Origin of the sequence: Robertkochia solimangrovi, from assembly GCF_007279655.1 — a bacterium.
Classification (GTDB): Bacteria; Bacteroidota; Bacteroidia; order Flavobacteriales; family Flavobacteriaceae; genus Robertkochia; species Robertkochia solimangrovi.
In genome coordinates, this window is the sequence record NZ_QKWN01000014.1 from 33,234 (window position 1) to 55,693 (window position 22,460).

Below are 22,460 nucleotides of genomic sequence, written 5' to 3' on the forward strand. Positions count from 1 at the left end.
TTTATTAGCAGAGAGAATGAATTATACAGTAATCATTGCAAGTTTAGTAGTTTTTCTACTCCTAATATTTGTACTCGTAGCGATCCTTCTCGGAGCCAAGGCAAAACTTGTACCTTCCGGACCAGTGACGCTAAAGATCAACGGTGAGAAAGATTTAGAAGTATCTTCAGGAGGAACACTGCTTTCGACACTTGGAGATAAAAAAATATTCCTTCCTTCAGCATGTGGTGGAGGTGGAACCTGTATACAATGTAAATGTATCGTTACCGCTGGTGGAGGACAAATTCTTCCAACAGAAGAGCCTCACTTTACCAGAAAGGAAATTTCAGAAGGATGGCGTCTTGGATGTCAGGTAAAGGTTAAGCAGGACATGGTGATTGAGGTTCCTGAGGAGGTATTTGGTGTTAAGAAATGGACTGCGGAAGTGGTTCGTAATTATAACGTTGCTTCCTTTATCAAGGAATTCGTAGTACGTATTCCTGAGGATATGGATTATCAGGCAGGTGGATATATTCAGATCGAGATCCCACCTTGTGAGATCAAGTATGCTGATATCGATATCACTGCACACCCAGAAGAACATGAAGATCCTAAGAAATTCCAGATGGAATGGGATAAGTTTAATCTGTGGCCACTGGTAATGAAAAACAGTGAAACAGTTGAACGCGCTTATTCGATGGCTTCTTATCCTGCAGAAGGACGTGATATCATGTTGAACGTTCGTATTGCTACCCCACCATGGGATCGTAATAAGAATGGTTGGATGGATGTGAATCCTGGTATTGCTTCGTCTTATATCTTTAGTCGTAAGGCTGGTGATAAAGTAGTTATTTCAGGTCCTTATGGTGAATTCTTCATCAATCCTAGTGATTCTGAAATGCTATATGTTGGTGGTGGAGCTGGTATGGCACCAATGCGTTCGCACCTGTATCACCTATTCAAAACCCTTAAAACCGGTAGAAAGGTTACTTACTGGTATGGTGGTCGTTCAAAACGCGAATTGTTCTATACCGAGCATTTCCGTTCACTTGAAAGAGAGTTCCCGAACTTTAAATTCTTTATAGCATTATCTGAACCTTTAGAAGAAGATAATTGGAAAGTAAAAGACGGACTTGATGGTGCGGGTGATGGATTCGTAGGATTCGTTCACCAGGTTGTTATCGACAACTACCTTAGCCTTCATGAAGCACCCGAGGATATCGAATTTTATTTCTGTGGACCACCACTTATGAATAAGGCAGTGGAACAGATGTGTGATGATTTCGGCGTGCCGCGTGAAAATGTTCGTTTCGACGACTTTGGAGGATAATAATCACTCAATTATATTTAAAAACCGACACATCAGTTGTCGGTTTTTTGTTTTAATTTGTACCCGATGAATGAATTAACGGAACAGGAATTGCACAATCTGGCCATGAATATCGTAGGAAAGGACCTGGAGAAGCAGGGCTTTGAGTTCATGGCGGTGAACAGTAAACTGAAAAAGGATCCGCAATTCGTATGCCTGAAAGATAAAAAACTTCACTTTGTAGTAGTGAAGGCGATATCATATCCCGAAAATCCGGAGGAATATGACGTGATCTATATGGAAACTATGAGGGCGCATGCTCAAAAATTCAAGGCGAGAACCTTTTATGCAGGTGTCGGACTCGCCAATGCTACTGACTTAGAAAAACCTTTAATTAAGAACCAGGACTATATTGTAAACTACAATGGGATCATTGAAATCTAACTATCAACTTGTACTTTTTAGTGCGCTCTTAGCACTGCTTACCTCTTGTCAATCATCGGATAAATCCGGGGTGATGAAAAATGAACAGGGTTATGCTCTGGGAACCACTTATAATATTAAATATGAAGTGGATAATGACAGTATTAATCTGAAACAGGATATCGAGGATGTATTCTATTTGGTGAATCGTTCGATGTCTACCTACCTTCCAACCTCAGATATCTCAAAGGTTAATCGTGGTGATACCACCGTGGTTGTCGATGAATATTTTAAAGAAGTCTATCTGAAAGCAAAGGAGGTCTGGAGAAACAGTAACGGACGTTTTGATCCTACAGTAGGTGCGTTGGTCAATGCATGGGGATTCGGTCCTGAAAAGGCTGTTAATCATATGGATTCAACCAAGGTGGATAGTATTCTTGAATTTACCGGTTTCGATAAGATCTTTCTTTCAGAGGATGATCATATCGTTAAGTCTAACCCTAAGGTCTATTTAGACTTCAATGCTTTGGCCAAAGGGTATACCATCGACCTTATCGGAAGAATGTTCGATAGCAAAGGGGTAAAGAACTATCTGATCGAATTGGGTGGTGAGATCCTGAGTAAAGGGACCAATACACAACGCGTTAAGGAATGGGTTGTGGCTATCGATAGTCCAGAGCAGGAGGATGAAAAGAGAGTGCTTATTTCCAAGGTTAAGTTGCATAACAAGGCGATGGCTACCAGTGGAAATTATAGAAAATTCAGAGTGGATAAGGAATCAGGTGATATGTATGTTCATACCATAGACCCTATTTCAGGGTATCCACAAAAAAGTAATGTATTAAGTGTTTCTGTAATCGCCAATACCTGTATGGAGGCTGATGCCTATGCCACGGCACTTATGGTTATGCCGCTGGATAAAGCTAAAGCTCTGCTTAAGACTCAGACACAGCTCGAAGCTTATATTATCAGTGCCGATAAGGATGGTGATCTTAATGAGTACCGTACTTCAGGTTTCGAATCACTATTGTTGAAATAAACCCATTAGAAATTGCCGTAGACCCAGTGCCTGCGGCAATTTATATTGGTTTTTTACAAAAAGGTATCAGTTCTTTAGGGTTGATGCGATAATATTCAGCCTCTTCTGCGGTTAACTGACCGGCAAGATCATCTGCAACTACTTCAAATCCGACATCTTTTAATCTGTCGAAAAAATCCATTCCGTAAACCCTAACATGATCGTACTGGCCAAAGATTCGGGCACGTTCTGTTGGATCAGTGATACTGTCGTCTTCGAAGGTTTCTGCTCTTTCGGTATCCTGAGGGATTTGAAAGATGCCCCATCCTCCTGGTTTCATCACGCGATACAGTTCCTGCATCGCTTTTTTGTCATTTTTAATGTGTTCCAGTACATGATTGCAGAGGATCACATCATAAGTGTTGTCTTCAAAAGGTAGGGCGCAGATATCCGCTTTAACATCGGCCAGAGGTGAATCCAGATCCGTTGTCGTATAATTCAGATTACCTAGCTTCCGGAAACGCTGGTAGAACGCTTGCTCCGGTGCAAAATGCAGTACTTTATGTGAAGCGGTGAAAAAATCTGTGTGATCTTTCAGAAAAAGCCATAGAAGTCGGTGTCTCTCCAGTGAAAGGGTTCCCGGAGCCAAAACGTTTTCTCTGGGGTTTCCATAACCGTACGGTAAAAATTTACGATAGGTATTTCCATCTATGGGATCCTTATGGTTGTCTCCTTTCAGGAATAATGCAAATACTGGTCTTACCAGATAGCTGATTCGGATAAGTAAGGGCCTTGGGACGGCATTAAGAAAGAATTTAAAGAGTTTTTTCAAGATGAATTATTCGCTTTTTATACTGCTTAACGCCTGTTTGAAAGGAGCTTCTTCGTCACTTTTTATTCCGAGTACATCATAGATATAGCTAAAAGTAGAAAGTATTTCAGGTTTGCCATTAACAATGGCAACATCATGCTCAAAATGTGCAGAAGGTTTATTGTCTGCTGTGACGATCGTCCAACCATCTTTGAGTTGTTTGATACGGTGGGTTCCCATGTTGATCATCGGCTCAATAGCAACTACCATTCCTTCCTGGAATTTTTTACCGCGACCTCTTTTCCCGTAGTTTGGCATTTCAGGGTCTTCATGCATTTTCTTTCCAAGCCCGTGACCTACAAGTTCACGTACTACTCCATATCCGAAAGACTCGCAGTATTGCTGAATGGCAAAACCAACGTCACCCACCCGGTTTCCGGTTTTGAACTCTTCGATTCCTATATAAAGTGATTGTTTTGTCACTTCCAGTAATTTTTTTGTTTCCTGATCAACCTCTCCGATCTCGAAAGTATAGGCGTGATCTCCGTAATACCCATTTTTTAAAGCACCGCAATCTATAGAAACAATATCGCCTTCCTGAAGTGGGGTGTCAGTAGGGAGACCGTGAACCACTGCTGAATTAACTGAGGTCAACAGGGTGGAAGGACAACCATACAGTCCCAGAAAACCGGGTTCAGCACCTTGTTCTCTAATAAAATCTTCGGCAAGTTTGTCAAGTTGTTTAGTCGTTATACCCGGCTTTAGTTCAGCTGCCAGCATTCCTAATGTCTTAGAGACGATCAGGGCACTCTCACGCATAATTTCTATCTCTTCAGCTGTCTTTGTGTATATCATTTTGAAACGTTTTAAAATACTGAATGGCAAAACACAATAGGTTTACTCATAGTTTGCAAAAATAGTCAATAATTTATACATATCTCAGCTTTGGTAAGTATTACGGCAGAATAGCCATCGACTGAAATAGTTTTGCGTTTGACATTGCTATCTTATAATTCAGTTCGATCGCCTTTAGCCTTGCGTCCAAATAACTTTTCTCTCTTGAATTTACCAGGAAAACAGAGCTTTCTCCAAAATTGAACTTTCTGATCTCGGCGTTCAGCATGGTATTGTAATCAGATACCATTTCCTCCATGATCAATAGTTGTTCTTTGTAATTGATCACTTCCAGGTAATTGGCTTTGATCTTGTTCTCCAGCTCCAGTGAAGTTTGATCATATTCATAACCTGCATCCTGGATTTTTAATTTTGCGAGTTTTAGTCCGCCCCGTTCCTTGCGGAGGAATAGTGGGAATTCAAAGCTGAGTCCGAACTTATAATCTCCTGTATTGATCGTATTGAGGTAACGGGCATCCGAGGTCAGGAAGTTGTACGTTAGGTCGATTCTGGGTTTTAGTTTTTCGGCTTTGAGCTGACGGTCCACATCCATGATCTCTATTTTATCCCGCATCATACGTAATTTGGGATGGGTGTCCAGATCGAAATTTTCGGGGATGATGTCATTGATCTTAAGCGTTTCAGCAAGATTATCCAGTAGCAATGTGTCGGGCCTTATCTGTTCTTTTAACTCTAGTGGGATGCCTTCCTCCAACCAGAGAAAATTTGAAGCTTTTAAACGAGCTTTAGCCAGGCTCAATGCTGCCTGTTCAAGATTGAGTGTTTGGCTTTTGTATTGAATCCGGGCTTCAACACTGTCGATCGCTGCAATGTCACCACTTTCTGCACTGGTCTTTATGCTTTTGAATCGCTCTCCTGCATTATTCACGAATTCGGTTAATACACTTACTTCAAGTTGTGCTTTGTACCAGTCAATGTACACGGTTATCGCATCAAAAAGTATCTGGTTGATCTGTAATTCCCGTTCAGCAGCTGTTAAGCCAGTGAATATTTTGGCTTTTTTCAGGGTTGCCATCCGTTCATTTATAAACAGTCCCTGTCCCAACTGCATGCTGATACCTGCACTGTAGAGCCCGTCCTCAGGTACCGTGTTCTCCGGATTCAGGTAATAACCTTCATTTTTCTCATACCCTGCCTTTAATTCGATTCCATACCAGGTCGGTATCTTAAAATTGGAGTTTAATATGGAGTAATATTCAGAGTCTTTGAAATTTTTTGTATCGTAATCTACCTGTATCTTAGGGTCGAATCCTCCTCTTGCCTGCATCAGATTCGCCTGAGCTGAATTGAGTTTTAGATTCGCCTGACGGGCAACGGGGTGCCAGGTTTTTACGAAACCGAGATATTCGTTCAAGGTCATCATGTTGTCTGGTCCTTCCTCCTGGCAATAGGCTGATAAGGTCATCAACAAGGTGACTATAAGTATCACTGCTTTTTTCATATACACTTTTTTTGGATGTACACCGATGCATTTGGTGTTCTGTACATTACTGAATGCCCGGGTTCATCTACTTTATTTTTTCTTTTCAGCAGCCTGGGCTGTTTGTGGGGTATAGTAATTTGGGGGGAAGCCATTCAGCTGTCTCCATATCTCATACCAGATCGGTACATCTTCCAATAGAGCAATAGTTCTGGCGCCTGAACCTGCACTCAGTGCTTCCGGCCAGGGTTCTTCATCCGGGTCCTGAGCGATCAGTATTCGGTATTTTCCATTTTGACTGATGAACTTTTCAACTGCGATAATCTCGCCGCTAAAGGTTCCGTAGGAAGCATTCGGCCATCCGCTGAAAACTATAGATGGCCATCCGTCGAATACGATCCTGATCTTCTCGCCCACATGTATCAGCGGCAAGTTCAACGGGTCGATATAACTATCGACTGCAAGTTGCGCATGTGCCGGCATGATACTTACCAGAGGATCCCCTTCTTTAAAGGTTTCCCCGATACCTTGTTGCAAGGTCTTATTGATATACCCGTTTTGCGGTGCTGTAACGTAGTTCAGGTCCCGGCGGATCGCATAATTGGTACGCTGATTTTGCATCTTTGAAAGATTGGCTTCCGCATCTGCACGGGTGCTGAGAGCTGAGAATTTGTCACTTTCAGCTTTCGAAATTTTATCGGTATAGGAGGCATTGGTCCTGCTTATCTCCACCTCGGTATTGATCACTTCATTCCGGCTTGCTAAAAGCTTATTCTCCTGAGAGATCAATTTGGCCTTCGCTTCCTGAAGTTTCAGCCTTTTTTCTTCAACATCCGTCATCGATTTCAGGCCTTCTTTTTGCAGGGTATTGATCCTCTCGAATTGTCGTTCTGCGATAAGAATGTTTGTGTGTGCGGCTTCGAGCTCAATACTGTCGCTCTCCACTTTCAGGTGAGCCTGAAGTAGCTTATTCCTTGCCTGTTTAAGTTTCAGGGTGCGCTCCTGTTGTAGGGCGGCTATCTGATTATCGAGAGATTGTATTTTAAGACTATAGGAATTAATACTCAGTGATTTTGCTTCTAATTGCTGGTCGGTTCTTTCCAGGAGGTTAGGGTCGAAGTATGCGTCTTTGATCTCGGTGATCTTCATGATCGTGTCACCCTTTTGAACAAAATCACCTTCTCTTACATGCCATTTGTCTACACGTCCCGGAATGATCGAATGAATGGTCTGGGGTCTTTCATCCGGATTCAGCGTGGTGACATAGCCTGAACCGGTCACATTCTGCGTCCAGGGGAGGAATAGTCCCAGAAAACATAATATGAAGAATATTCCGATAAGCTTTCGGAAGATCTTGTAATGAACCTTCCCGAACACTTTCTTAGAGGACTTATACTGACTGATGTCCACTGTTTTGTTTAATTGGTTTGAGGATATATTAAGCATATACGTTTTCTTTAGAATCTGAATAATTTTCCGTTTTCCAGGTTATATTGGATCGTACATTTAGTACTCCAATAGTTGTCTTCTGTCACGACCACTAAGGACCAATTATGTTCCGGGGCGGTAAGGAAGTCGATGATTCTTCTTGCTTCCTTCTCCTGGAAGGAATCCAGCGCTTTATCGAGTATCAACAACTTAGGCCGCTTTACGATACTACGTGCGATTACGATCTTTTTAGCGATCGTGGACGGGATTTGTCTTCCTTCAGGGTAGATCACCGTATTCCAGCCTTTTGGTTGTTTCTTGATGAATTCAGTAAGCCCGGTATTTTCAATGGCCCACTTGAGGTCTTCTTCAGTTATGTTTTTGGATCCAAAGGTGATGTTGTCTTTGATAGTTCCTTCGAATGGAGTTTCCTCTGCGATGATCTGTCCTATATTTCCCCGGTAGGAATTAGGACTTATACCATCTATAGACATATTGTTGATATAGATATTTCCAGATTCAGGTTCCTGTAGTCCGGCGATCAAATGAAGGAGTGTCGACCTACCGGAACCTTGAGCCCCCTTGATGATGATCTTTGAACCTTGTGGAATCTCCAGGGAGAGTTCATTTAATAGCGGCTTTTCCTTTTTGTTGTAACGAAAGATGATATCTTCCAGTTGTAATCTGAGTTCGCCATTGATCTTGAATTCCGTAGATTGCGGTTGTGGCTCCAGTTCTTTATCTACTACCTGTCCGATCTTTTCCAGAGAGGTTAGCATATCATACCCGATCTCTAGCCCCAGGATCAGCTTCTCAACGGAATTGATCACCAGAAGGATTATGATCTCAGCTGCCACAAACTGTCCGATGTTCATCTGTTGATTGAGCACCAGCATACCGCCGATAACCAGAAGTCCGGCGGTTACCAGTACTTTAAAACCGATCAATTGTCCGAACTGTAACATGAGAATCTTGAAGTGTGATTCACGCGCATCGATATACCGGTCGACCAGAGTATCCGATTTATCCATGGCATGACTGGTTTTCCCGGAAAGTTTAAAACTGATAATGGATCTGGCGACCTCTTGAATCCAGTGAATCACACGATATTTGTGCTTTGATTCATCAAGACTGGTTTCGAGTCCCTGTCGCATTGTAAACTTGAAAACTATGTAGATGAATACGATGAGGAGTAACCCATAAATGATGAAGAACGAATGGTAAAATGACAGCAGTATGAGTCCGAAAAGGATCTGTAATAAAGCTGCGGGTATATCGATAAGGATCTTCGAAATGCTTTTCTGTACCGTTATGGTGTCGAAAAACCGGTTTGCAAGTTCCGGGGGATAATAGTTCTGAAGTTCACTGATTTTGATCTTTGGGAATCGGTATGAAAATTCGAAAGCCGATCTCGTGAAGATCTTTTGTTGAATATCTTCAATGATCCTGAGTTGCATAAGCTGTAAAACTCCGGCAAAGGCTACTCCAAGGGTTACCACGACCACAAGAACAACCCATGAGGTGCTTACCTGTGCACTCTGAAGCAGGTTGATGATCGCTTGGATTCCAAGGGGAAGCGACAGGTTGACTAAACCTGCAAATATCGCATAATAACATATTTGATAAATATCCTTTTTATCAAGTTTTAGCAGATTGACAAATCTTTTCCAGGGGGTTGGAGTTTCGTTCTTATTCATTATTGATATTGAGGTTGTTGAATACCATATGTGTTAATACTTCCGTAACGGATACGTTTTCATTACAATCGGTTATAGTGGGGAAATGTTTTTTTAAGAATTGTTGATTCATGGTTTCCTCCAATATGATGGTGACCAGCGTCTTTGCATATTTATATTCAGGATCTGCATCCTGTACGATATCGGTAAGCCGCTTGGCGAGCTGTTTATAGAACATAAAATGTCCCTCCGTATTCTCCTGATCTACATCCTTGGTAAGGAAAATTTTTCTGGAATCGAATACGACGATATTGTGTAAGAGTATCTCATTGATATGGTCAAATCGATTATCGATATTCACTTCATCTGCCACTACTTCTATCGCTTTCTTGAGTTTGAGAGCTGGTTCGGGAATACCATAGGTTTCGATCACCAATTTGTATTCGATCCATCCCCAATACCAGTTCGTGAGGTAGAGGAGTAGCTTGTGTTTGTTTTCAAAGTAGCGATAGACGGAGCTTTCAGGAGAATTAATCCTTGCACCTAGTTTTTTGAAAGTGAACTGTTCAAACCCAAGCTCATCCAGAAGTTCGATACTGTTCTTGAGTATTTTTCGGCCCAGATCCGAAGATTCAGGATCCTTGATGTAGATCTTGTCGCTTATTCTGATTTTCAGGTTTGTTAGTAGTGCTTCCATGTTTTAAAACTTGAACTCGCTAAATTAATAGTATTACTATCATTTTTTGCTGGTCTTAGTGAAAAATTAACATATAACGTTTGCGTGGAATTCGGGTTGGTAAGTGTGCGTTGGTCTGCTTGCATGCAGGAGCGAAATGATCCTGTCTTTAGTAACTGGCGGTGTTTAAGGTTGTCGCTATCATGGTGCTTTTCCAGAATGAAGCTTGAGAGTGCTGTAGTGAAAGTGATCTTCAAAGACTCAATTTTTTGTAGTAGATAATGGGGTTTATGGAAAAAGAAAAAGCCGCCTGATAGACATCAGGCGGCTTTTGAATTTATGGGTAAGAGGATTAGTTCCCCTGTACTTTTTGCTTGAATTTATCGAAGTCAGAATCAGTTTGCTTACGTGGCCACTGATTGTTTTCAGTGTCAACGTCGGCAGTTTCTCCTTTTGGATCCACTACGATGCTGCTGATTTCTTTTTCGGTTGCCATAACGCGCTTAACTTCTTTGTCATTCTTTCTCCAGATCTCAACCGGATATTTGATGGTTTCCTTAGTACCGTCTTTGTAGTTGTATTCAACGATTAGCGGCATAGGGATTCCTCCTGGTTTTTCGAAAGTAACTTCGTAGAAGTATTTTGGTTGCTTAAGTTTAGCTCTTTCCTCAGCTGAGAAATTGTCCATTACATATTCATTAAGGACTTTATAGTTTTCCTCATCAGAACGTTTTGCAACATCTTCAGTATATTCTTCACTGCTTTCATCAACCATATAAACGAGTGGTGGGAAATCAGCTTCTGTATAGCCTCTTTGCTCCATTACTTGTTTCATCTTTTTAGTCGGTTGTGAAGAAACATGGAATTTTTTAACTTCTTTAACGCCTATATCAACCCAGTCAGTTGAATAGAACCATCCTCTCCAGTACCAATCCAGGTCAACTGCAGATGCATCTTCCATAGTACGGAAGAAATCTTCCGGAGTCGGGTGTTTGAACATCCATCTTTGTGCATAGGTTTTGAATGCATGATCAAAGAGTTCTTTACCCATTACCGTTTCACGAAGAATGTTAAGAGCAGTAGCTGGTTTTGCATATGCATTAGCTCCTAATTGGTATACGTTCTCTGGATTTGACATAATAGGTGCTATGAAATCCTGATCACCTTTCATGTATTCGGTAATTCCTGCTGGATCTCCACGGCGCGATGGATATTTATCATATCCTTTGATCGCTTCTGGATGTGATTCACCGAAATCCTGCTCTGCAAGATATTGCATAAAGGTATCAAGACCTTCATCCATCCATCCCCACTGACGCTCGTCAGAGTTAACGATCATCGGGAAGAAGTTGTGACCTACCTCGTGAATGATCACACTGATCATACCGAATTTAACACGGTCACTGTATTCTCCTTTTTCATTAGGACGACCGTAGTTCCAGCAGATCATAGGATATTCCATTCCCTGATTTCTGGCGTGTACGGAAACCGCTTTAGGATAAGGATAGTTGAATGTGTGTTTTGAATAAGAAGTCAGGGTTTGTACCACTGCCTTTGTAGAGTATTCTTCCCATAATGGGTTACCTTCTTTAGGGTAGATAGATACTGCCATAACAGTACGATCTCCCATTTTAACTGCTTGTCTTTCCCAAATGAACTTTCTTGAAGTAGCGAAAGCGAAGTCTCTTACGTTTTGCGCTTTGAAAGTCCATGTCTTTTTGTCTTTAGCGAAACCTTTTTCATTTTCTTCTGCTTCGTCCTGAGTCACGATGAAAACTGGTTTCTTGTAAGATTTCTTAGCATCTTCAAATCTTTCGAACTGCTCTTTTGAAAGAACGTCTTTAGCGTTTTGAAGTTCTCCGGTTGCTTCCATGATATGGTCTGCAGGAACGGTGATGTTTACTTCGTAGTTACCGAAAGTAAGTGCGAACTCACCACTTCCCCAGAACTGGTGGTTTTGCCATCCTTCAACATCATTGTATACAGCCATTCTAGGGAAAAACTGAGCCATAACATAAGATTTGTTACCATCTTCAAATTCTTCGTATCCACTTCTTGCTCTGTTTACAACGTGGTTGTTTACATTATACCACCATTTGATGCTGAATACCATTTTCTCTCCTGCAGCCAGTGGCTTGTCAAGATCGATACGCATCATCGTCTGGTTGATTGTGAAAGGTAGTTTTTTCCCTTTTGCATCCTTAACATCCTGAATGTGGAAACCTCCGTCGAAAGGCTCTGTAAGATAGTTGTCAGCAAAGCGTTCTACTCTGTCAGTTTCGTTCATGTTCTGTCCGTTACGGATAAGAGCAGGAGAATTTTTTGTGCGAACATTCTGGTCTAGTTGTACCCAGAGATATTCCAGTTGGTCTGGTGAATTGTTAGTGTAGGTAATAGTCTCATTACCATAAAGCTTCTGTACTTCGTCGTCCAGTTCTACGTCCATCTTGTAATCAGCCTGTTGCTGATAATAAGCTGGGCCGGGAGCTCCCGCTGCAGTTCTGAACATGTTAGGAGAAGCGAATTCTTCGTAAAGTTGTTTGAATTTGCTGGTGTTGGTGTGTCCGGATTTGGCTTCCTCAGCTTTTTTTTCCTGAGCCTGACCAAAAGAATACCCCAACAGGCAAACCGCCAGTAATAGATACTTCAAATTGTTCATGATTATATTAATGAAATTAAGGGCTGAAAATATAAATTTTCAGAAGTTTACTTTTAATGCATTCAAAATTTTAACATAGCTTTATCATTTTCCGTGTGCAACAGAAAACTTTTGCGCTGGTCCTTTATATCTATGTGAATTATATTCTGTTGATCTTCAAATAATTCCGACAAAGCGGTGTTGGTTATGGTAATAGACTTCAGCGATTCCGGTTTTATTCCCGGTATCTCCAGGTAACACTTAGTCAGATCCAGGTCATATTCCTTACCTAAAAATTTGTAATCCATCTCTTTTCCGTTGATATAGATCTTAAGTTTATCTTTCAAATAACGGTTGATAAATTTGTCGGCGTTCGTATGTTCATATTCAGAGTTCAACGATGCTTTTATGCCATATCTTTTATCCATCATATTTTCCAGATCATCGGTAAAGAATTTAGAAATGACCTGTACTGCCTGGTCTTTCTCTGAATAGTTTACATCCGTAACACTGACATAATATTTATGAAAGGTTGTAAAGGATACTAATGGAATGATCAGTAAAAAGAGGAATTTCTTCATAGCAATTATAGTTAGGGTGCTTCAAAAAAAGCAGGTTGCATCGATCGATTAATTTCCAGAGGTTTCCAGTTTGTTGAAATCCCGGCTTTGATTCACAAGATAATCGATGAGTTCAAATTCATTATTTTTCGAGAGTAAAGATCTCGGAGGTGTATGCTGGTCGACATAGAGCAGGAACTCATTGATCCTGTCTTGGGGTATTTTGAGGTCCACGACAAAGAATTCGTCATCGTAAACCTGTCTTAGTACCTCGCTCACCTTGATCTGATTTTCAACCGTGTCAGCTTGCTTATTCTTCGAGTTGAAGATCGCCTTAAAAATATTGACGAAGTTTAAGCCATTTTCCATGCCCCGCTCTGAGGTGGAGAGTGAATAATTTTTAAGTCGTGTTGATGCGTCCTTTTCGTAATCGATTTGTTTGAACTCCTCTCCTTTTAGCTCCAGAAATTTTTCCGGATTTGCAGAGGTGACCACTACTTCATCCAATTCGGTAACCTTTTCATCCACCTCGATCAGCAGTCGGTTCTTTTCGATCATCGCTGCGGTTATAGTTACGGTTTTCAGCTGGTAGTTTAAAGCGGTAAATGCGAGTACATCACCTTCCTTGACTTCGATTTGAAATTCTCCATTTTCATCGGTGATGGTTGATTCTTCTGAAGTGACATTGATCACGTGTTCATTGGGAACATTGGTATTCATGTAAATAACCTTACCAAGAATCAAACCTCTCTCATCTGATTGTGAGAATGTCAGGCTTACGGTAAAAAGCAATACTATGGTCAGTATTATTCGCTGCATATGTTGAAAATAAGGGTCTAAAGTAACCATATACGAATTGATTTCATCCTATGGGAAGCAATAAACTTATGTTAAAAGTATCGTGGAAGTAAATTTACAAAATAGCCCGACTGCTATAAGATAAGTTTTGTTAAATATCTGAGGCACTGTTTTTATTTCCACGATTTTCGGGGCATCTTTGTACTGTAAAACACCCGAGCGTTATGAATAATCGTAAAATGATCATCGCCAGTACATCTACAGTACATGGCAGCGGATATCTGGAATATTTACTGGATGAGCTTAAGGTATTTTTTAAAGGTACCAGCGAATTGATCTTCATACCGTATGCACGGCCTTCCGGAATTACCCATGATGATTATACAGCGCGTGCTGCTTCTGTTTTTGAAAAGATCGGTATTGCTGTAAAGGGGTTGCATGAATTTGATGATCCGGTCGATGCGATTCGTAAAGCAGAAGCCGTATTTACCGGTGGAGGAAATACATTTTTACTGGTTTCTCAACTTTATAGGTTCATGGTGATGGAACCTTTACGTGAAAGTATTTTCGCGGGTATGAAATACCTGGGGAGTAGTGCCGGGTCGAATATCACCGGCCTCACTATGCAGACGACCAATGATATGCCCATCATATATCCGTCGAGTTTTAAGACGATTGGTGCGATTCCATTTAATCTGAATCCGCATTACCTGGATCCGATAGAGGGGAATACGCATATGGGGGAAACGCGTGAGACCAGGATAAATGAATTTCATACGTTGAACTCACAACCGGTGGTTGGTCTGCGTGAAGGTAGCTGGTTACAGGTAGAAGGAGAAACTATCACGCTGAAGGGTGATCTGTCTGCACGGATTTTTGAGAAGGGTAAACCTGCCTATGAACTTCCGGCCGGTAGTGTTGTCATTTTTTAAGAGTGCCTCAGGCTTCTATTTCATCGGGGGTGGTGAAACGACAAAGACCGGTGCCTGCTGAAACCGGTAGAGGGTATCGGTGATGATTTTATACGATTTCGTTTCCCAATTCATAAGTCCGATATTGAAATGTTTGAATTCACTGTCGAATAATTCAACGGCCAGAAGTTTACCATCCGGACTCCAGTCATGCCATCCTGCATTTTCCTGAATAGTGTCAAGTTTTTTGGTGGTACCGTCTTCAAGGTTCAGGGTATAGATGCTGTAGGTGCCATTTTGTTTGCTTTGGTAGGAAATAAATTCACCGGAAGGATGGAGGCGCGGGGGTCCTGCGCGATATCCAAACTGACCAGCTGTACTGTCGGTTGCCGGGTAGTGAGTGATTTGTTCCAGGCCTTCTCCATTTCTTTCGATCATGTATAATTCTTCATCAAAACCGGCAATACGCTTTGAGGGAGTTTTGCCACCTCTGAAAATAACCTGCCTCCCATCATTGATGAACAATGGGTCTGACGAATAAGGAAGCCCCGTGGTGAGTTTTTGTTTGATCTTGCCTGAATAATCGATTATATAGAATACAGAATCAACAGTGGAATGCGGCTTAACTATGATTTCGTTGCCGTTGTCATTTGTACTCATCCAGCTGTCGGCAACTCTGAAATCCGTTACTTTTTCATAATGTGATCCATATGCATCGGTTCGGTATAGAAAGAAACAACGCTGACAGGTATCCTTGTCTGAAATAATGTACAGATCACTGCCATGAGCCATGTAGGTCCATTCCACTCCGGGTAATTGAGTGATATCCCGATTATCACTGCCATCCGTGTTCATGACATTTACCTCGAAATTATCATTGAGTTGATCAGCAAGAACATTGTAAGCGATCTTTAATTCCTGTTTGGTTACCGATCTTTTATTCCTGGCACAGGAAGTAAATACAAGTAGGGTTCCTAAGGTAAAAAGGGTAATTGGGTAGAATTGCTTCATCGATTAGATATCATTATAAAATTGCATTGACCGGATTTGACGGAATAAGAAATCTTAATAAAGATAATAAATATGATTTAGCCAAATTGTTAGCAAGCAGTTAAAGATATTCAAACAATAAGACATAAAAAAACCGGTTGTTTAAACCGGTTGTTGAGCGGGAGACGAGGGTCGAACTCGCGACATTCAGCTTGGAAGGCTGACGCTCTACCAACTGAGCTACTCCCGCATTCGTGGGGCAAAGATAAAGAAACTCCGAAATTCTTTCCAAATAAAATATCACTGTTTCTGAAAAAAAAATCGGAACTGCCCTTAGATAATAAGGCATTGTCAGCTCGTAGAATTGTCTTCGTATTGTAAAGTATTGTTTAACAACGTCTTATGTTTTGGGTGGAAATAATATAGATTTGAGGAAAGAAAATTGATTTTTTTAATGAATTTAGATCAGACAAACTCGATGTATGGAAATCTAATGGCAAAGTGATTTCCTGATCTGATGAAAGACTAGATTGTGTACCTTTAGAACACTTTAATTCCCTTGAATAATTCGGAACTATGAAAATCGTAACCGAGACTGAAAATTTAATATTACGCGAGTTCATTCTGGATGATTCCAGACATTTTTTTTCGATGAACAATGATCCTGAAGTGATCAAATATACAGGTGATAGTGCCTTTGCCAGCATGGAGGAGGCAGGTGATTTTCTTGACAAATATGAAGAGTACAGAAAGTACGGAATTGGACGCTGGGCTGTAATCCGTAAGGAGGATCATGAATTTTTAGGTTGGTGCGGATTGCGGTATCATCCCGATGAAGGTGTTACCGAGTTAGGGTACCGTTTCTATCGTAAATTCTGGGGCAACGGTTATGGCAGTGAATCGGCACTTGCAGCCCTTACCTATGGTTTTCAAGAGATGAAACTTCCGCGTATATACGCCCATGTCCATGTGGATAATCTGGTATCCAGAAGGATACTGGAAGGATTAGGGATGACCTTTGTTAAAGATTTTGATTATGACGGTATTCCTGCAGCTTTGTTTCAGATCGAAAACCCTGCCTATGTTACTGGTAGCTATAATGCTGATGAAGTAAGGACTGTCAGACATCCGGTATTGAGAAAGGGAATGCCTTATGAATCGTGTTTTTTTCCGGAAGACTTCGACGCTACTACTGTTCATGTAGGCAGTGCGTTCAATGGCAGAATGGCTGGGGCAGTTACCATGGTGAAGAATCATAATAAAGTGTTTCCGGAAGCTGGTCAATACCAGTTAAGAGGCATGGCGGTACTTGACGATTTTCAGCGGAAAGGAGTCGGTCAGGAAATGGTGATCTACGCCGAAAAGGAGGTCAGAAATCGTGGGTGTGGTCTTATCTGGCTCAATGCCCGGGAAAAGGCGGTTAGTTTCTACAGGCGACTAGGGTATGAGATTGTCGGGGAACGCTTTGAGGTGCCGGTTTTCGGTCCGCATTTTTTAATGGTTAAAAAGGATTTTTAAGATATGATCGAGATCAAACGAAGTACGAATGAGGATCCGGAATTTTTAGCGTTGGTGTCTATGTTAAATGCTGATCTTGCGATCAGGGATGGAGAAGAACATTCCTTTTATGATCAGTTCAATGGAACACAACAATTGGATCAGGTGGTGATGGTGTATTTTCTGGGAGAGCCGGTAAGTTGTGGAGCTCTAAAAGCTTTTGATGATGAATTTGCTGAGGTAAAACGGATGTTTACCCATCCGGATTACAGAGGCAAAGGTTTGGCAGCGCAAGTCCTCACCGCTTTGGAAGAATGGGCAATTGAATCGGGGTATAAAGGTTGTGTCCTGGAAACCGGGAAAAGACAACCGGAAGCGATCCGGTTATATCAAAAATGCGGTTATGAGGTGATTCCTAATTTTGAGCCTTATACGAACATGGAGAACAGTGTCTGCTTTAAAAAAATGTTATCTTAGACTCGGAAGCTATGAGTGGCGAATCCAAATAATTTTAAATTTCATCCAATATCTGAATCATGAAACATCTTGTTATCACTTCCTTTATTTTCCTTTTTTCGGCTTTGTCCATAATTCTTCCCGATCAAAAGTTCTCCAGAGATGAACTTATTGGTAAGGGGGATCCAGCGTTATATGGTGGTGAATCAATCGGATTGAGAAAAGAAGCCTACGAATCTTTTTTGAAGATGAAAGAGGCTGCGGCTAAGGAGGGAATCGATATAAATGTTGTTTCCGGGTATAGAAATTACGCGCGTCAGAAAGGGATCTGGGAGCGAAAGTATAAAGCCTATACCACCGAAGGGTTAAAGCCGGAAGAAGCGATTGATAAGATTATTGAATGGTCTACCATTCCGGGTACTTCCCGCCACCACTGGGGTACCGATATCGATATCATCGATGGGAGTGAGCCCGCAACCGGCGATGTGCTGGTGCCTGAGAAGTTTCATGGAGAAGGACCTTATCGAAAACTCAGAGTTTGGCTGGAGGCTCATGCAGCCGACTATGGTTTTTATATCGTCTATACGAATAAACCGGATCGTAAAGGATTCAAATATGAGCCCTGGCATTATAGTTATGCGCCGATTTCTCGCGAAATGTTGAAGCAATACCGTAAACTTGACGTCAAAAAAGTACTTACAGAAGAGAAATTAATGGGGTATCAATTTCTCACCGACGCTTTCATTCAGCGCTATGAAAAGGAGAATATACTGGATATTAATCCGTTGTTATTAAACTGACTTTTTGTATCTTAGGTGTGATCCCTGACTAGCCTGCTGCAATTTAAAATTTATAAAGATGCGTAGTAGGAGTGGAATTCGACTGGTGATCGCTGCCGTGGTGATCTTATTTGCGGTAGTTAAGTATTGTTCTTCAACAGATACAAATCCATATACGGGAAAGAAACAACATATAACGATCACTCCCGATCAGGAAATTGCCCTCGGCTTGCAGAGCGCACCTGAAATGGCGGCTCAATATGGCGGGCTTTACCCGGATAATAAAGCGCAGGCTTTGGTGGATGCCATTGGTCAGAAATTAGTGCAGAACAGTGTAGCCAGAGAAACTCCTTATCAATTCGATTTTCACCTGCTTGCAGATCCAAATACGATCAATGCCTTTGCACTTCCGGGAGGACAGGTGTTTATAACTTTCGGACTTTTTTCACATTTACAAACCGAAGCACAACTTGCCGGAGTTCTAGGGCATGAGATAGGCCATGTCGTTGGAAGGCATAGTGCCGATCAAATCTCAAAACAGGACCTTACGCAAGGAATATTAAGCGGTGTCGCAGTGGGTAGTGATGCCTCTACTACACAGATGGCTGCGATGGTGGCAAATCTCATTAATCTCAAGTACGGCAGACAGGATGAGCTTGACTCTGATGATATGGGAGTGTTATTCATGGTTCGCAGCGGATATGACCCGGAAGGCATGATTCAGGTACAGGAAATTTTGCGGGATCTTTCAGGTCCGAATCGTGCACCTGAATTTCAGAGTACGCATCCTGATCCCGAAAACCGAATTGAAAACATCAAAGAAGCTATAAGAAAATACGGTACTGTACAGTAGCTTTTATCTTGTCTGTAATATTTGTCATTCATCGGAACTTTGTAAGATAATTTTCTCATAACCAGAATTTTTGATAGATTTGAATGACGGTGAAATCTGTTTTCGTCGTTTGTTCCCTGTCTGCTTTGCAACAAATCTATTTAAAGCTAGTAAACCCTTTGTTTAATTAGTTTTAAATATTTTTTATGACAACACTTTTACTAATCAAAGAAATTTATGTCGACTCATTCGCTGACCTGAACAATAAGTATCTTGTATGGTTACTTAAGTTCATGACCTGGTTTTGCGTTTCCTGCCTGATGATGTTGTTTTATGCATTTACATATCGTCTGGTAACGGGCTATGAATTCTAAAAAAGAAATCCCGCAAATGCGGGATTTCTTATTGATCGCTAAACCAAATTAATTAAAAAAACTCCTGTTAGGAATTCAACGCCTTTTCAAGAACGTCTTTTGCTTCATTGGCATTGGAAAGCTCAGCGAAGTCCATAGCGGTATAACCCAATTTTGAGTCTTTAGCTTTTAGATTCGCTCCATTTGCAATGAGTAATTCAAGGATCTCTACCCGATTGAATTTGGCAGCGTACATGACCGGAGTCATACCCTTGGATTTTGCATTGACATCTGCTCCCAGCTCGATAAGTTTTTTTACAGTTTCCAGGTCACCTTTTACAATGGCCACACAAAAAGGCGAAACACTGTAAGCGGTTACTGTTGTTTTTGGATCGATGATTTTGTCTGTTTCAGACGAGCTGTTTGCGTACGTCATGGTCGCTGATAGTACCAAAGCCGCAATTAATGCTAACTTCTTCATGATTAATAAGTTTACTGGTTACATCTAAAAGACGCTCTGGATTGAAGAATGTTTCACTATCCTCAGTATTTTAACGATAGTTTAACGTTATATCTGTTCTGATAATCAGCATATTGAGAAATTGTTAATTTTCACTTTCCTAAGAACGCTGATGCAGGCTTGGCTTTGGTTACTTTAACCCGGCAAGTGAAGATCGTTCTGCAAAATGTAATGAATGTGGTTTAAGACTGCATAATTTATCGTAATTGTGAGTGATTCATGCAGATTTCTTAAAACTGTTATAAATACGTTTATTTTGAAGGAAGTGAAGCCTTGCTTTCTTTTAATAATGATCACATAGTAGTATCTTTGATGGAGAAGAAAAAGTACTATGAATAAAAAAGTTATTTTGATGATCCTGGATGGGTGGGGCATCTCTCCGGATCCGAAAGTTTCTGCAATTGACAATGCCAATACTCCCTTTATCGATTCCTTATATACCAAATACCCTAACGCCACTTTACGTACTGATGGACTCAATGTAGGTCTTCCTGAAGGGCAGATGGGAAATAGTGAAGTAGGACATATGAATATCGGTGCCGGTCGAATCGTATATCAGGATTTTACCAAGATCAATCTTGCGGTAAAAAACAATACTCTTGAAAAAGAACCGGTTCTTCAGGAAGCGATCAATTATGCTAAAATCCATGATAAGAAACTGCATTTTATCGGTTTGGTAAGTGGAGGAGGAGTACATTCCCATATCGATCATTTAAAGGGATTACTGGAGGTTACGCATACAGCAGGTCTCGATAAAGTTTATGTTCATGCATTTACCGACGGTCGTGATGTAGATCCGAAAAGTGGTAAAGGCTATATTACAGATCTTTTAAATACTTGTGAAAAAACAGGTGCTGAACTGGCATCGATCATAGGGCGTTATTATGCCATGGACAGGGATAAACGTTGGGAGCGTGTAAAGCTCGCCTACGATTTGATGGTTAACGGTGAAGGTACAGCTACCCAGGATCCGGTTGCAGCCATTCAAAAAAGTTATGATGAAGGGGTTACCGATGAATTTATAAAACCTGTTGTTGTTACCGATGATGCAGGTAAACCTATTGCAAATATCGAAAGCGGGGATGTTGTGATCTGCTTTAATTTCAGAACCGATCGCGGTCGTCAGATCACACAGGCACTAACTCAGCAGGATTTTCATGAGCAGAATATGCATAAGCTGGATCTGTACTATGTTACCATGACGAACTATGATGATACCTTTCAGAATGTTAAAGTGATCTATGATAAAGACAATCTCAATGATACTTTAGGAGAGACACTATCCAAGGCCGGAAAAAAACAGATTAGAATCGCTGAAACCGAAAAATACCCTCATGTTACCTTCTTTTTTAATGGAGGACAGGAAGAACCTTTCGAAGGGGAAGACAGGATACTTTGTGCTTCTCCGAAAGTGGCAACTTATGATCTGCAACCGGAAATGAGTGCATTCGAGATCCGGGATAAGATCGTTCCGCGTTTAAAGGAAAGCTCAACCGATTTTGTGTGTCTGAATTTTGCCAATGCCGATATGGTAGGACATACCGGAGTATTCGAAGCCGCGGTTAAGGCATGTGAAGCAGTAGATGCCTGCGCTAAAGATGTGGTGGAAGCAGCACAGGAAGGTGGGTTTACAGCAATTATCATTGCGGATCATGGGAATTCAGATTGTATGATCAATCCTGATGGATCTCCAAATACTGCACATACCACGAATCCGGTACCGATCATCATCGTAGATGAGGAGATAAAGACCGTTTCTCCGGGAATCCTGGGTGATCTTGCACCTACGATCCTGAAGCTTATGGGAGTGCCCCAGCCGGAGGCTATGACACAAAAATCACTTGTTTAAAAATTGAAAAACTAATATTGTATGAAGATTTTCTACGTTGCGGTTGCTTTACCCATGATCTTGTTGAGGTCATGTGGTGAACTTCCTGCAAATGCAGATAAGATCGTTCAGGCAGAAATCGAAACGGTTGATACCACTGAACAGCAAACACCCCCGGTGCTGACAGGAATCCAACAACGAAAGACGCTAGAAGCAGCGCCTTACGACGAATGGTTCAGGCTGAATTATGAAGAAGCGGAACCCGATGCCGTTGTGGTTGATTCTATTAAGCCCTTGTTGAAGGGAATTAAATTCAAATTGTTCATGGGTACCTGGTGTGCGGATTCTAAGCGAGAGGTGCCGTATTTCTTTAAAGTATTGGACATGACCGATTATGATCAGATGGATATCGAGATCATTACAATGACTCATGATAAAACCACACCTGAGAATTTTGAAAAGGATCTCAATATTACGAATGTTCCGACCATCATCTTTTACAGGAATGGAAAGGAAATTAATCGAATAGTCGAATATCCAATCAATACCATGGAAGAGGATATGCTGGATATTCTTAGTGGAAGAGAATACCATAATGCATATGATTGGTAAAATTCTTTTTCGCTATTGGAAGCATTCTTCA

The 22,460-nt window shown here is 41.2% G+C and carries 22 protein-coding genes and 1 tRNA gene; 11 read left to right on the plus strand and 12 right to left on the minus strand.

What is annotated here, in order from left to right; genetic code table 11:
• Positions 1–16 precede the first annotated feature (16 nt).
• From nqrF to DMZ48_RS16970, 3 genes are all read left to right on the plus strand, one after another.
• On the plus strand, positions 17–1,309 hold the full coding sequence (gene nqrF / locus DMZ48_RS16960) for an NADH:ubiquinone reductase (Na(+)-transporting) subunit F (RefSeq protein WP_143956367.1): 1,293 nt from the start codon (positions 17–19) through the stop codon (positions 1,307–1,309).
• A 66-nt stretch (positions 1,310–1,375) separates the two neighbouring features.
• Positions 1,376–1,732, plus strand: a complete 357-nt coding sequence (locus DMZ48_RS16965) for a Na(+)-translocating NADH-quinone reductase subunit F (RefSeq protein ID WP_143956368.1) — start codon at positions 1,376–1,378, stop codon at positions 1,730–1,732.
• Between the two features lie 73 nt (positions 1,733–1,805).
• Positions 1,806–2,750 (plus strand): FAD:protein FMN transferase, encoded by a 945-nt coding sequence (locus DMZ48_RS16970; RefSeq protein WP_242009245.1) that lies wholly within the window; start codon positions 1,806–1,808, stop codon positions 2,748–2,750.
• A gap of 40 nt (positions 2,751–2,790) precedes the next feature.
• Here DMZ48_RS16970 and DMZ48_RS16975 read toward each other — a convergent pair whose 3' ends face one another.
• The 9 genes from DMZ48_RS16975 to DMZ48_RS17015 all read right to left on the minus strand — a co-directional run bounded on the left by DMZ48_RS16975 (position 2,791) and on the right by DMZ48_RS17015 (position 13,672).
• On the minus strand, positions 2,791–3,561 hold the full coding sequence (locus DMZ48_RS16975; RefSeq protein ID WP_143956370.1) for a class I SAM-dependent methyltransferase: 771 nt from the start codon (positions 3,559–3,561) through the stop codon (positions 2,791–2,793).
• A 6-nt stretch (positions 3,562–3,567) separates the two neighbouring features.
• Entirely contained in the window at positions 3,568–4,395 is an 828-nt protein-coding gene (gene map / locus DMZ48_RS16980; RefSeq protein ID WP_143956371.1) for a type I methionyl aminopeptidase, read from the minus strand.
• 100 nt (positions 4,396–4,495) lie between these two features.
• On the minus strand, positions 4,496–5,896 hold the full coding sequence (locus DMZ48_RS16985; protein WP_143956372.1) for a TolC family protein: 1,401 nt from the start codon (positions 5,894–5,896) through the stop codon (positions 4,496–4,498).
• 72 nt (positions 5,897–5,968) lie between these two features.
• Complete coding sequence (locus DMZ48_RS16990; RefSeq protein WP_143956373.1) at positions 5,969–7,321, minus strand: HlyD family secretion protein; 1,353 nt, start codon at positions 7,319–7,321, stop codon at positions 5,969–5,971.
• An 11-nt stretch (positions 7,322–7,332) separates the two neighbouring features.
• Positions 7,333–9,000 (minus strand): peptidase domain-containing ABC transporter, encoded by a 1,668-nt coding sequence (locus DMZ48_RS16995; protein WP_143956374.1) that lies wholly within the window; start codon positions 8,998–9,000, stop codon positions 7,333–7,335.
• Positions 8,993–9,676, minus strand: coding sequence for a TetR/AcrR family transcriptional regulator (locus tag DMZ48_RS17000; RefSeq protein WP_143956375.1), 684 nt, complete (start codon positions 9,674–9,676; stop codon positions 8,993–8,995). The genes DMZ48_RS16995 and DMZ48_RS17000 overlap by 8 nt, the downstream gene beginning before the upstream one ends.
• Before the next feature lie 331 nt (positions 9,677–10,007).
• Positions 10,008–12,314, minus strand: a complete 2,307-nt coding sequence (locus DMZ48_RS17005; protein WP_143956376.1) for a M1 family metallopeptidase — start codon at positions 12,312–12,314, stop codon at positions 10,008–10,010.
• Between the two features lie 62 nt (positions 12,315–12,376).
• Positions 12,377–12,874, minus strand: coding sequence for a DUF6702 family protein (locus tag DMZ48_RS17010; RefSeq protein ID WP_143956377.1), 498 nt, complete (start codon positions 12,872–12,874; stop codon positions 12,377–12,379).
• Positions 12,875–12,922: 48 nt separating this feature from the next.
• Positions 12,923–13,672 carry a carboxypeptidase-like regulatory domain-containing protein gene (locus DMZ48_RS17015; RefSeq protein ID WP_143956378.1) on the minus strand — a complete coding sequence of 250 codons (750 nt, stop codon included), beginning with the start codon at positions 13,670–13,672 and terminating at the stop codon, positions 12,923–12,925.
• Between the two features lie 203 nt (positions 13,673–13,875).
• Between DMZ48_RS17015 and pepE the strand changes: the two genes are divergently transcribed.
• Positions 13,876–14,583 (plus strand): dipeptidase PepE, encoded by a 708-nt coding sequence (gene pepE / locus DMZ48_RS17020; RefSeq protein WP_143956379.1) that lies wholly within the window; start codon positions 13,876–13,878, stop codon positions 14,581–14,583.
• Positions 14,584–14,598: 15 nt separating this feature from the next.
• Here the strand turns inward: pepE and DMZ48_RS17025 are convergent, their stop codons facing one another.
• Positions 14,599–15,573: a TolB family protein gene (locus DMZ48_RS17025; RefSeq protein WP_143956380.1), complete on the minus strand. Its 975-nt coding sequence runs from the start codon at positions 15,571–15,573 to the stop codon at positions 14,599–14,601.
• A gap of 156 nt (positions 15,574–15,729) precedes the next feature.
• Positions 15,730–15,802: transfer RNA gene (locus DMZ48_RS17030), tRNA-Gly, on the minus strand.
• Positions 15,803–16,128: 326 nt separating this feature from the next.
• On the opposite strand from DMZ48_RS17030, the gene DMZ48_RS17035 reads away from it, so the two are divergent.
• The 5 genes from DMZ48_RS17035 to DMZ48_RS18695 all read left to right on the plus strand — a co-directional run bounded on the left by DMZ48_RS17035 (position 16,129) and on the right by DMZ48_RS18695 (position 19,490).
• Positions 16,129–17,070, plus strand: coding sequence for a GNAT family N-acetyltransferase (locus DMZ48_RS17035; RefSeq protein ID WP_143956381.1), 942 nt, complete (start codon positions 16,129–16,131; stop codon positions 17,068–17,070).
• 3 nt (positions 17,071–17,073) lie between these two features.
• On the plus strand, positions 17,074–17,526 hold the full coding sequence (locus DMZ48_RS17040; RefSeq protein ID WP_143956382.1) for a GNAT family N-acetyltransferase: 453 nt from the start codon (positions 17,074–17,076) through the stop codon (positions 17,524–17,526).
• Positions 17,527–17,585: 59 nt separating this feature from the next.
• Entirely contained in the window at positions 17,586–18,305 is a 720-nt protein-coding gene (locus DMZ48_RS17045) for a M15 family metallopeptidase (RefSeq protein WP_143956383.1), read from the plus strand.
• Positions 18,306–18,363: 58 nt separating this feature from the next.
• The gene (locus tag DMZ48_RS17050; protein WP_143956384.1) at positions 18,364–19,137 is read left to right on the plus strand and encodes a M48 family metalloprotease; all 774 of its coding nucleotides are present in this window, start codon (positions 18,364–18,366) and stop codon (positions 19,135–19,137) included.
• A 185-nt stretch (positions 19,138–19,322) separates the two neighbouring features.
• A complete protein-coding gene (locus DMZ48_RS18695) occupies positions 19,323–19,490 on the plus strand; it encodes a DUF6747 family protein (protein ID WP_199288014.1) in 168 nt (55 codons plus the stop codon).
• Between the two features lie 67 nt (positions 19,491–19,557).
• Here the strand turns inward: DMZ48_RS18695 and DMZ48_RS17055 are convergent, their stop codons facing one another.
• Positions 19,558–19,950, minus strand: a complete 393-nt coding sequence (locus DMZ48_RS17055) for an ankyrin repeat domain-containing protein (RefSeq protein ID WP_143956385.1) — start codon at positions 19,948–19,950, stop codon at positions 19,558–19,560.
• A gap of 370 nt (positions 19,951–20,320) precedes the next feature.
• Between DMZ48_RS17055 and gpmI the strand changes: the two genes are divergently transcribed.
• Both gpmI and DMZ48_RS17065 read left to right on the plus strand, forming a co-directional pair.
• Complete coding sequence (gpmI, locus tag DMZ48_RS17060; RefSeq protein WP_143956386.1) at positions 20,321–21,838, plus strand: 2,3-bisphosphoglycerate-independent phosphoglycerate mutase; 1,518 nt, start codon at positions 20,321–20,323, stop codon at positions 21,836–21,838.
• Between the two features lie 21 nt (positions 21,839–21,859).
• Complete coding sequence (locus tag DMZ48_RS17065; RefSeq protein ID WP_143956387.1) at positions 21,860–22,429, plus strand: thioredoxin family protein; 570 nt, start codon at positions 21,860–21,862, stop codon at positions 22,427–22,429.
• The last annotated feature ends 31 nt before the right edge of the window (positions 22,430–22,460 follow it).

Bases quoted from the DNA above. Each gene is read 5' to 3' on its own strand.
- DMZ48_RS17050 (WP_143956384.1), top strand. From the start codon at position 18,364: ATGCGTAGTAGGAGTGGAATTCGACTGGTGATCGCTGCCGTGGTGATC.
- DMZ48_RS16995 (WP_143956374.1), bottom strand. From the start codon at position 9,000: ATGAATAAGAACGAAACTCCAACCCCCTGGAAAAGATTTGTCAATCTG.
- DMZ48_RS17065 (WP_143956387.1), top strand. From the start codon at position 21,860: ATGAAGATTTTCTACGTTGCGGTTGCTTTACCCATGATCTTGTTGAGG.
- DMZ48_RS17040 (WP_143956382.1), top strand. From the start codon at position 17,074: ATGATCGAGATCAAACGAAGTACGAATGAGGATCCGGAATTTTTAGCG.
- pepE (WP_143956379.1), top strand. From the start codon at position 13,876: ATGAATAATCGTAAAATGATCATCGCCAGTACATCTACAGTACATGGC.
- DMZ48_RS17055 (WP_143956385.1), bottom strand. From the start codon at position 19,950: ATGAAGAAGTTAGCATTAATTGCGGCTTTGGTACTATCAGCGACCATG.
- DMZ48_RS17035 (WP_143956381.1), top strand. From the start codon at position 16,129: ATGAAAATCGTAACCGAGACTGAAAATTTAATATTACGCGAGTTCATT.
- map (WP_143956371.1), bottom strand. From the start codon at position 4,395: ATGATATACACAAAGACAGCTGAAGAGATAGAAATTATGCGTGAGAGT.
- DMZ48_RS17025 (WP_143956380.1), bottom strand. From the start codon at position 15,573: ATGAAGCAATTCTACCCAATTACCCTTTTTACCTTAGGAACCCTACTT.
- DMZ48_RS16965 (WP_143956368.1), top strand. From the start codon at position 1,376: ATGAATGAATTAACGGAACAGGAATTGCACAATCTGGCCATGAATATC.
- gpmI (WP_143956386.1), top strand. From the start codon at position 20,321: ATGAATAAAAAAGTTATTTTGATGATCCTGGATGGGTGGGGCATCTCT.
- DMZ48_RS16985 (WP_143956372.1), bottom strand. From the start codon at position 5,896: ATGAAAAAAGCAGTGATACTTATAGTCACCTTGTTGATGACCTTATCA.
- DMZ48_RS18695 (WP_199288014.1), top strand. From the start codon at position 19,323: ATGACAACACTTTTACTAATCAAAGAAATTTATGTCGACTCATTCGCT.
- nqrF (WP_143956367.1), top strand. From the start codon at position 17: ATGAATTATACAGTAATCATTGCAAGTTTAGTAGTTTTTCTACTCCTA.
- DMZ48_RS17010 (WP_143956377.1), bottom strand. From the start codon at position 12,874: ATGAAGAAATTCCTCTTTTTACTGATCATTCCATTAGTATCCTTTACA.
- DMZ48_RS16990 (WP_143956373.1), bottom strand. From the start codon at position 7,321: ATGCTTAATATATCCTCAAACCAATTAAACAAAACAGTGGACATCAGT.
- DMZ48_RS17045 (WP_143956383.1), top strand. From the start codon at position 17,586: ATGAAACATCTTGTTATCACTTCCTTTATTTTCCTTTTTTCGGCTTTG.
- DMZ48_RS17005 (WP_143956376.1), bottom strand. From the start codon at position 12,314: ATGAACAATTTGAAGTATCTATTACTGGCGGTTTGCCTGTTGGGGTAT.
- DMZ48_RS16970 (WP_242009245.1), top strand. From the start codon at position 1,806: ATGAAAAATGAACAGGGTTATGCTCTGGGAACCACTTATAATATTAAA.
- DMZ48_RS17000 (WP_143956375.1), bottom strand. From the start codon at position 9,676: ATGGAAGCACTACTAACAAACCTGAAAATCAGAATAAGCGACAAGATC.
- DMZ48_RS17015 (WP_143956378.1), bottom strand. From the start codon at position 13,672: ATGCAGCGAATAATACTGACCATAGTATTGCTTTTTACCGTAAGCCTG.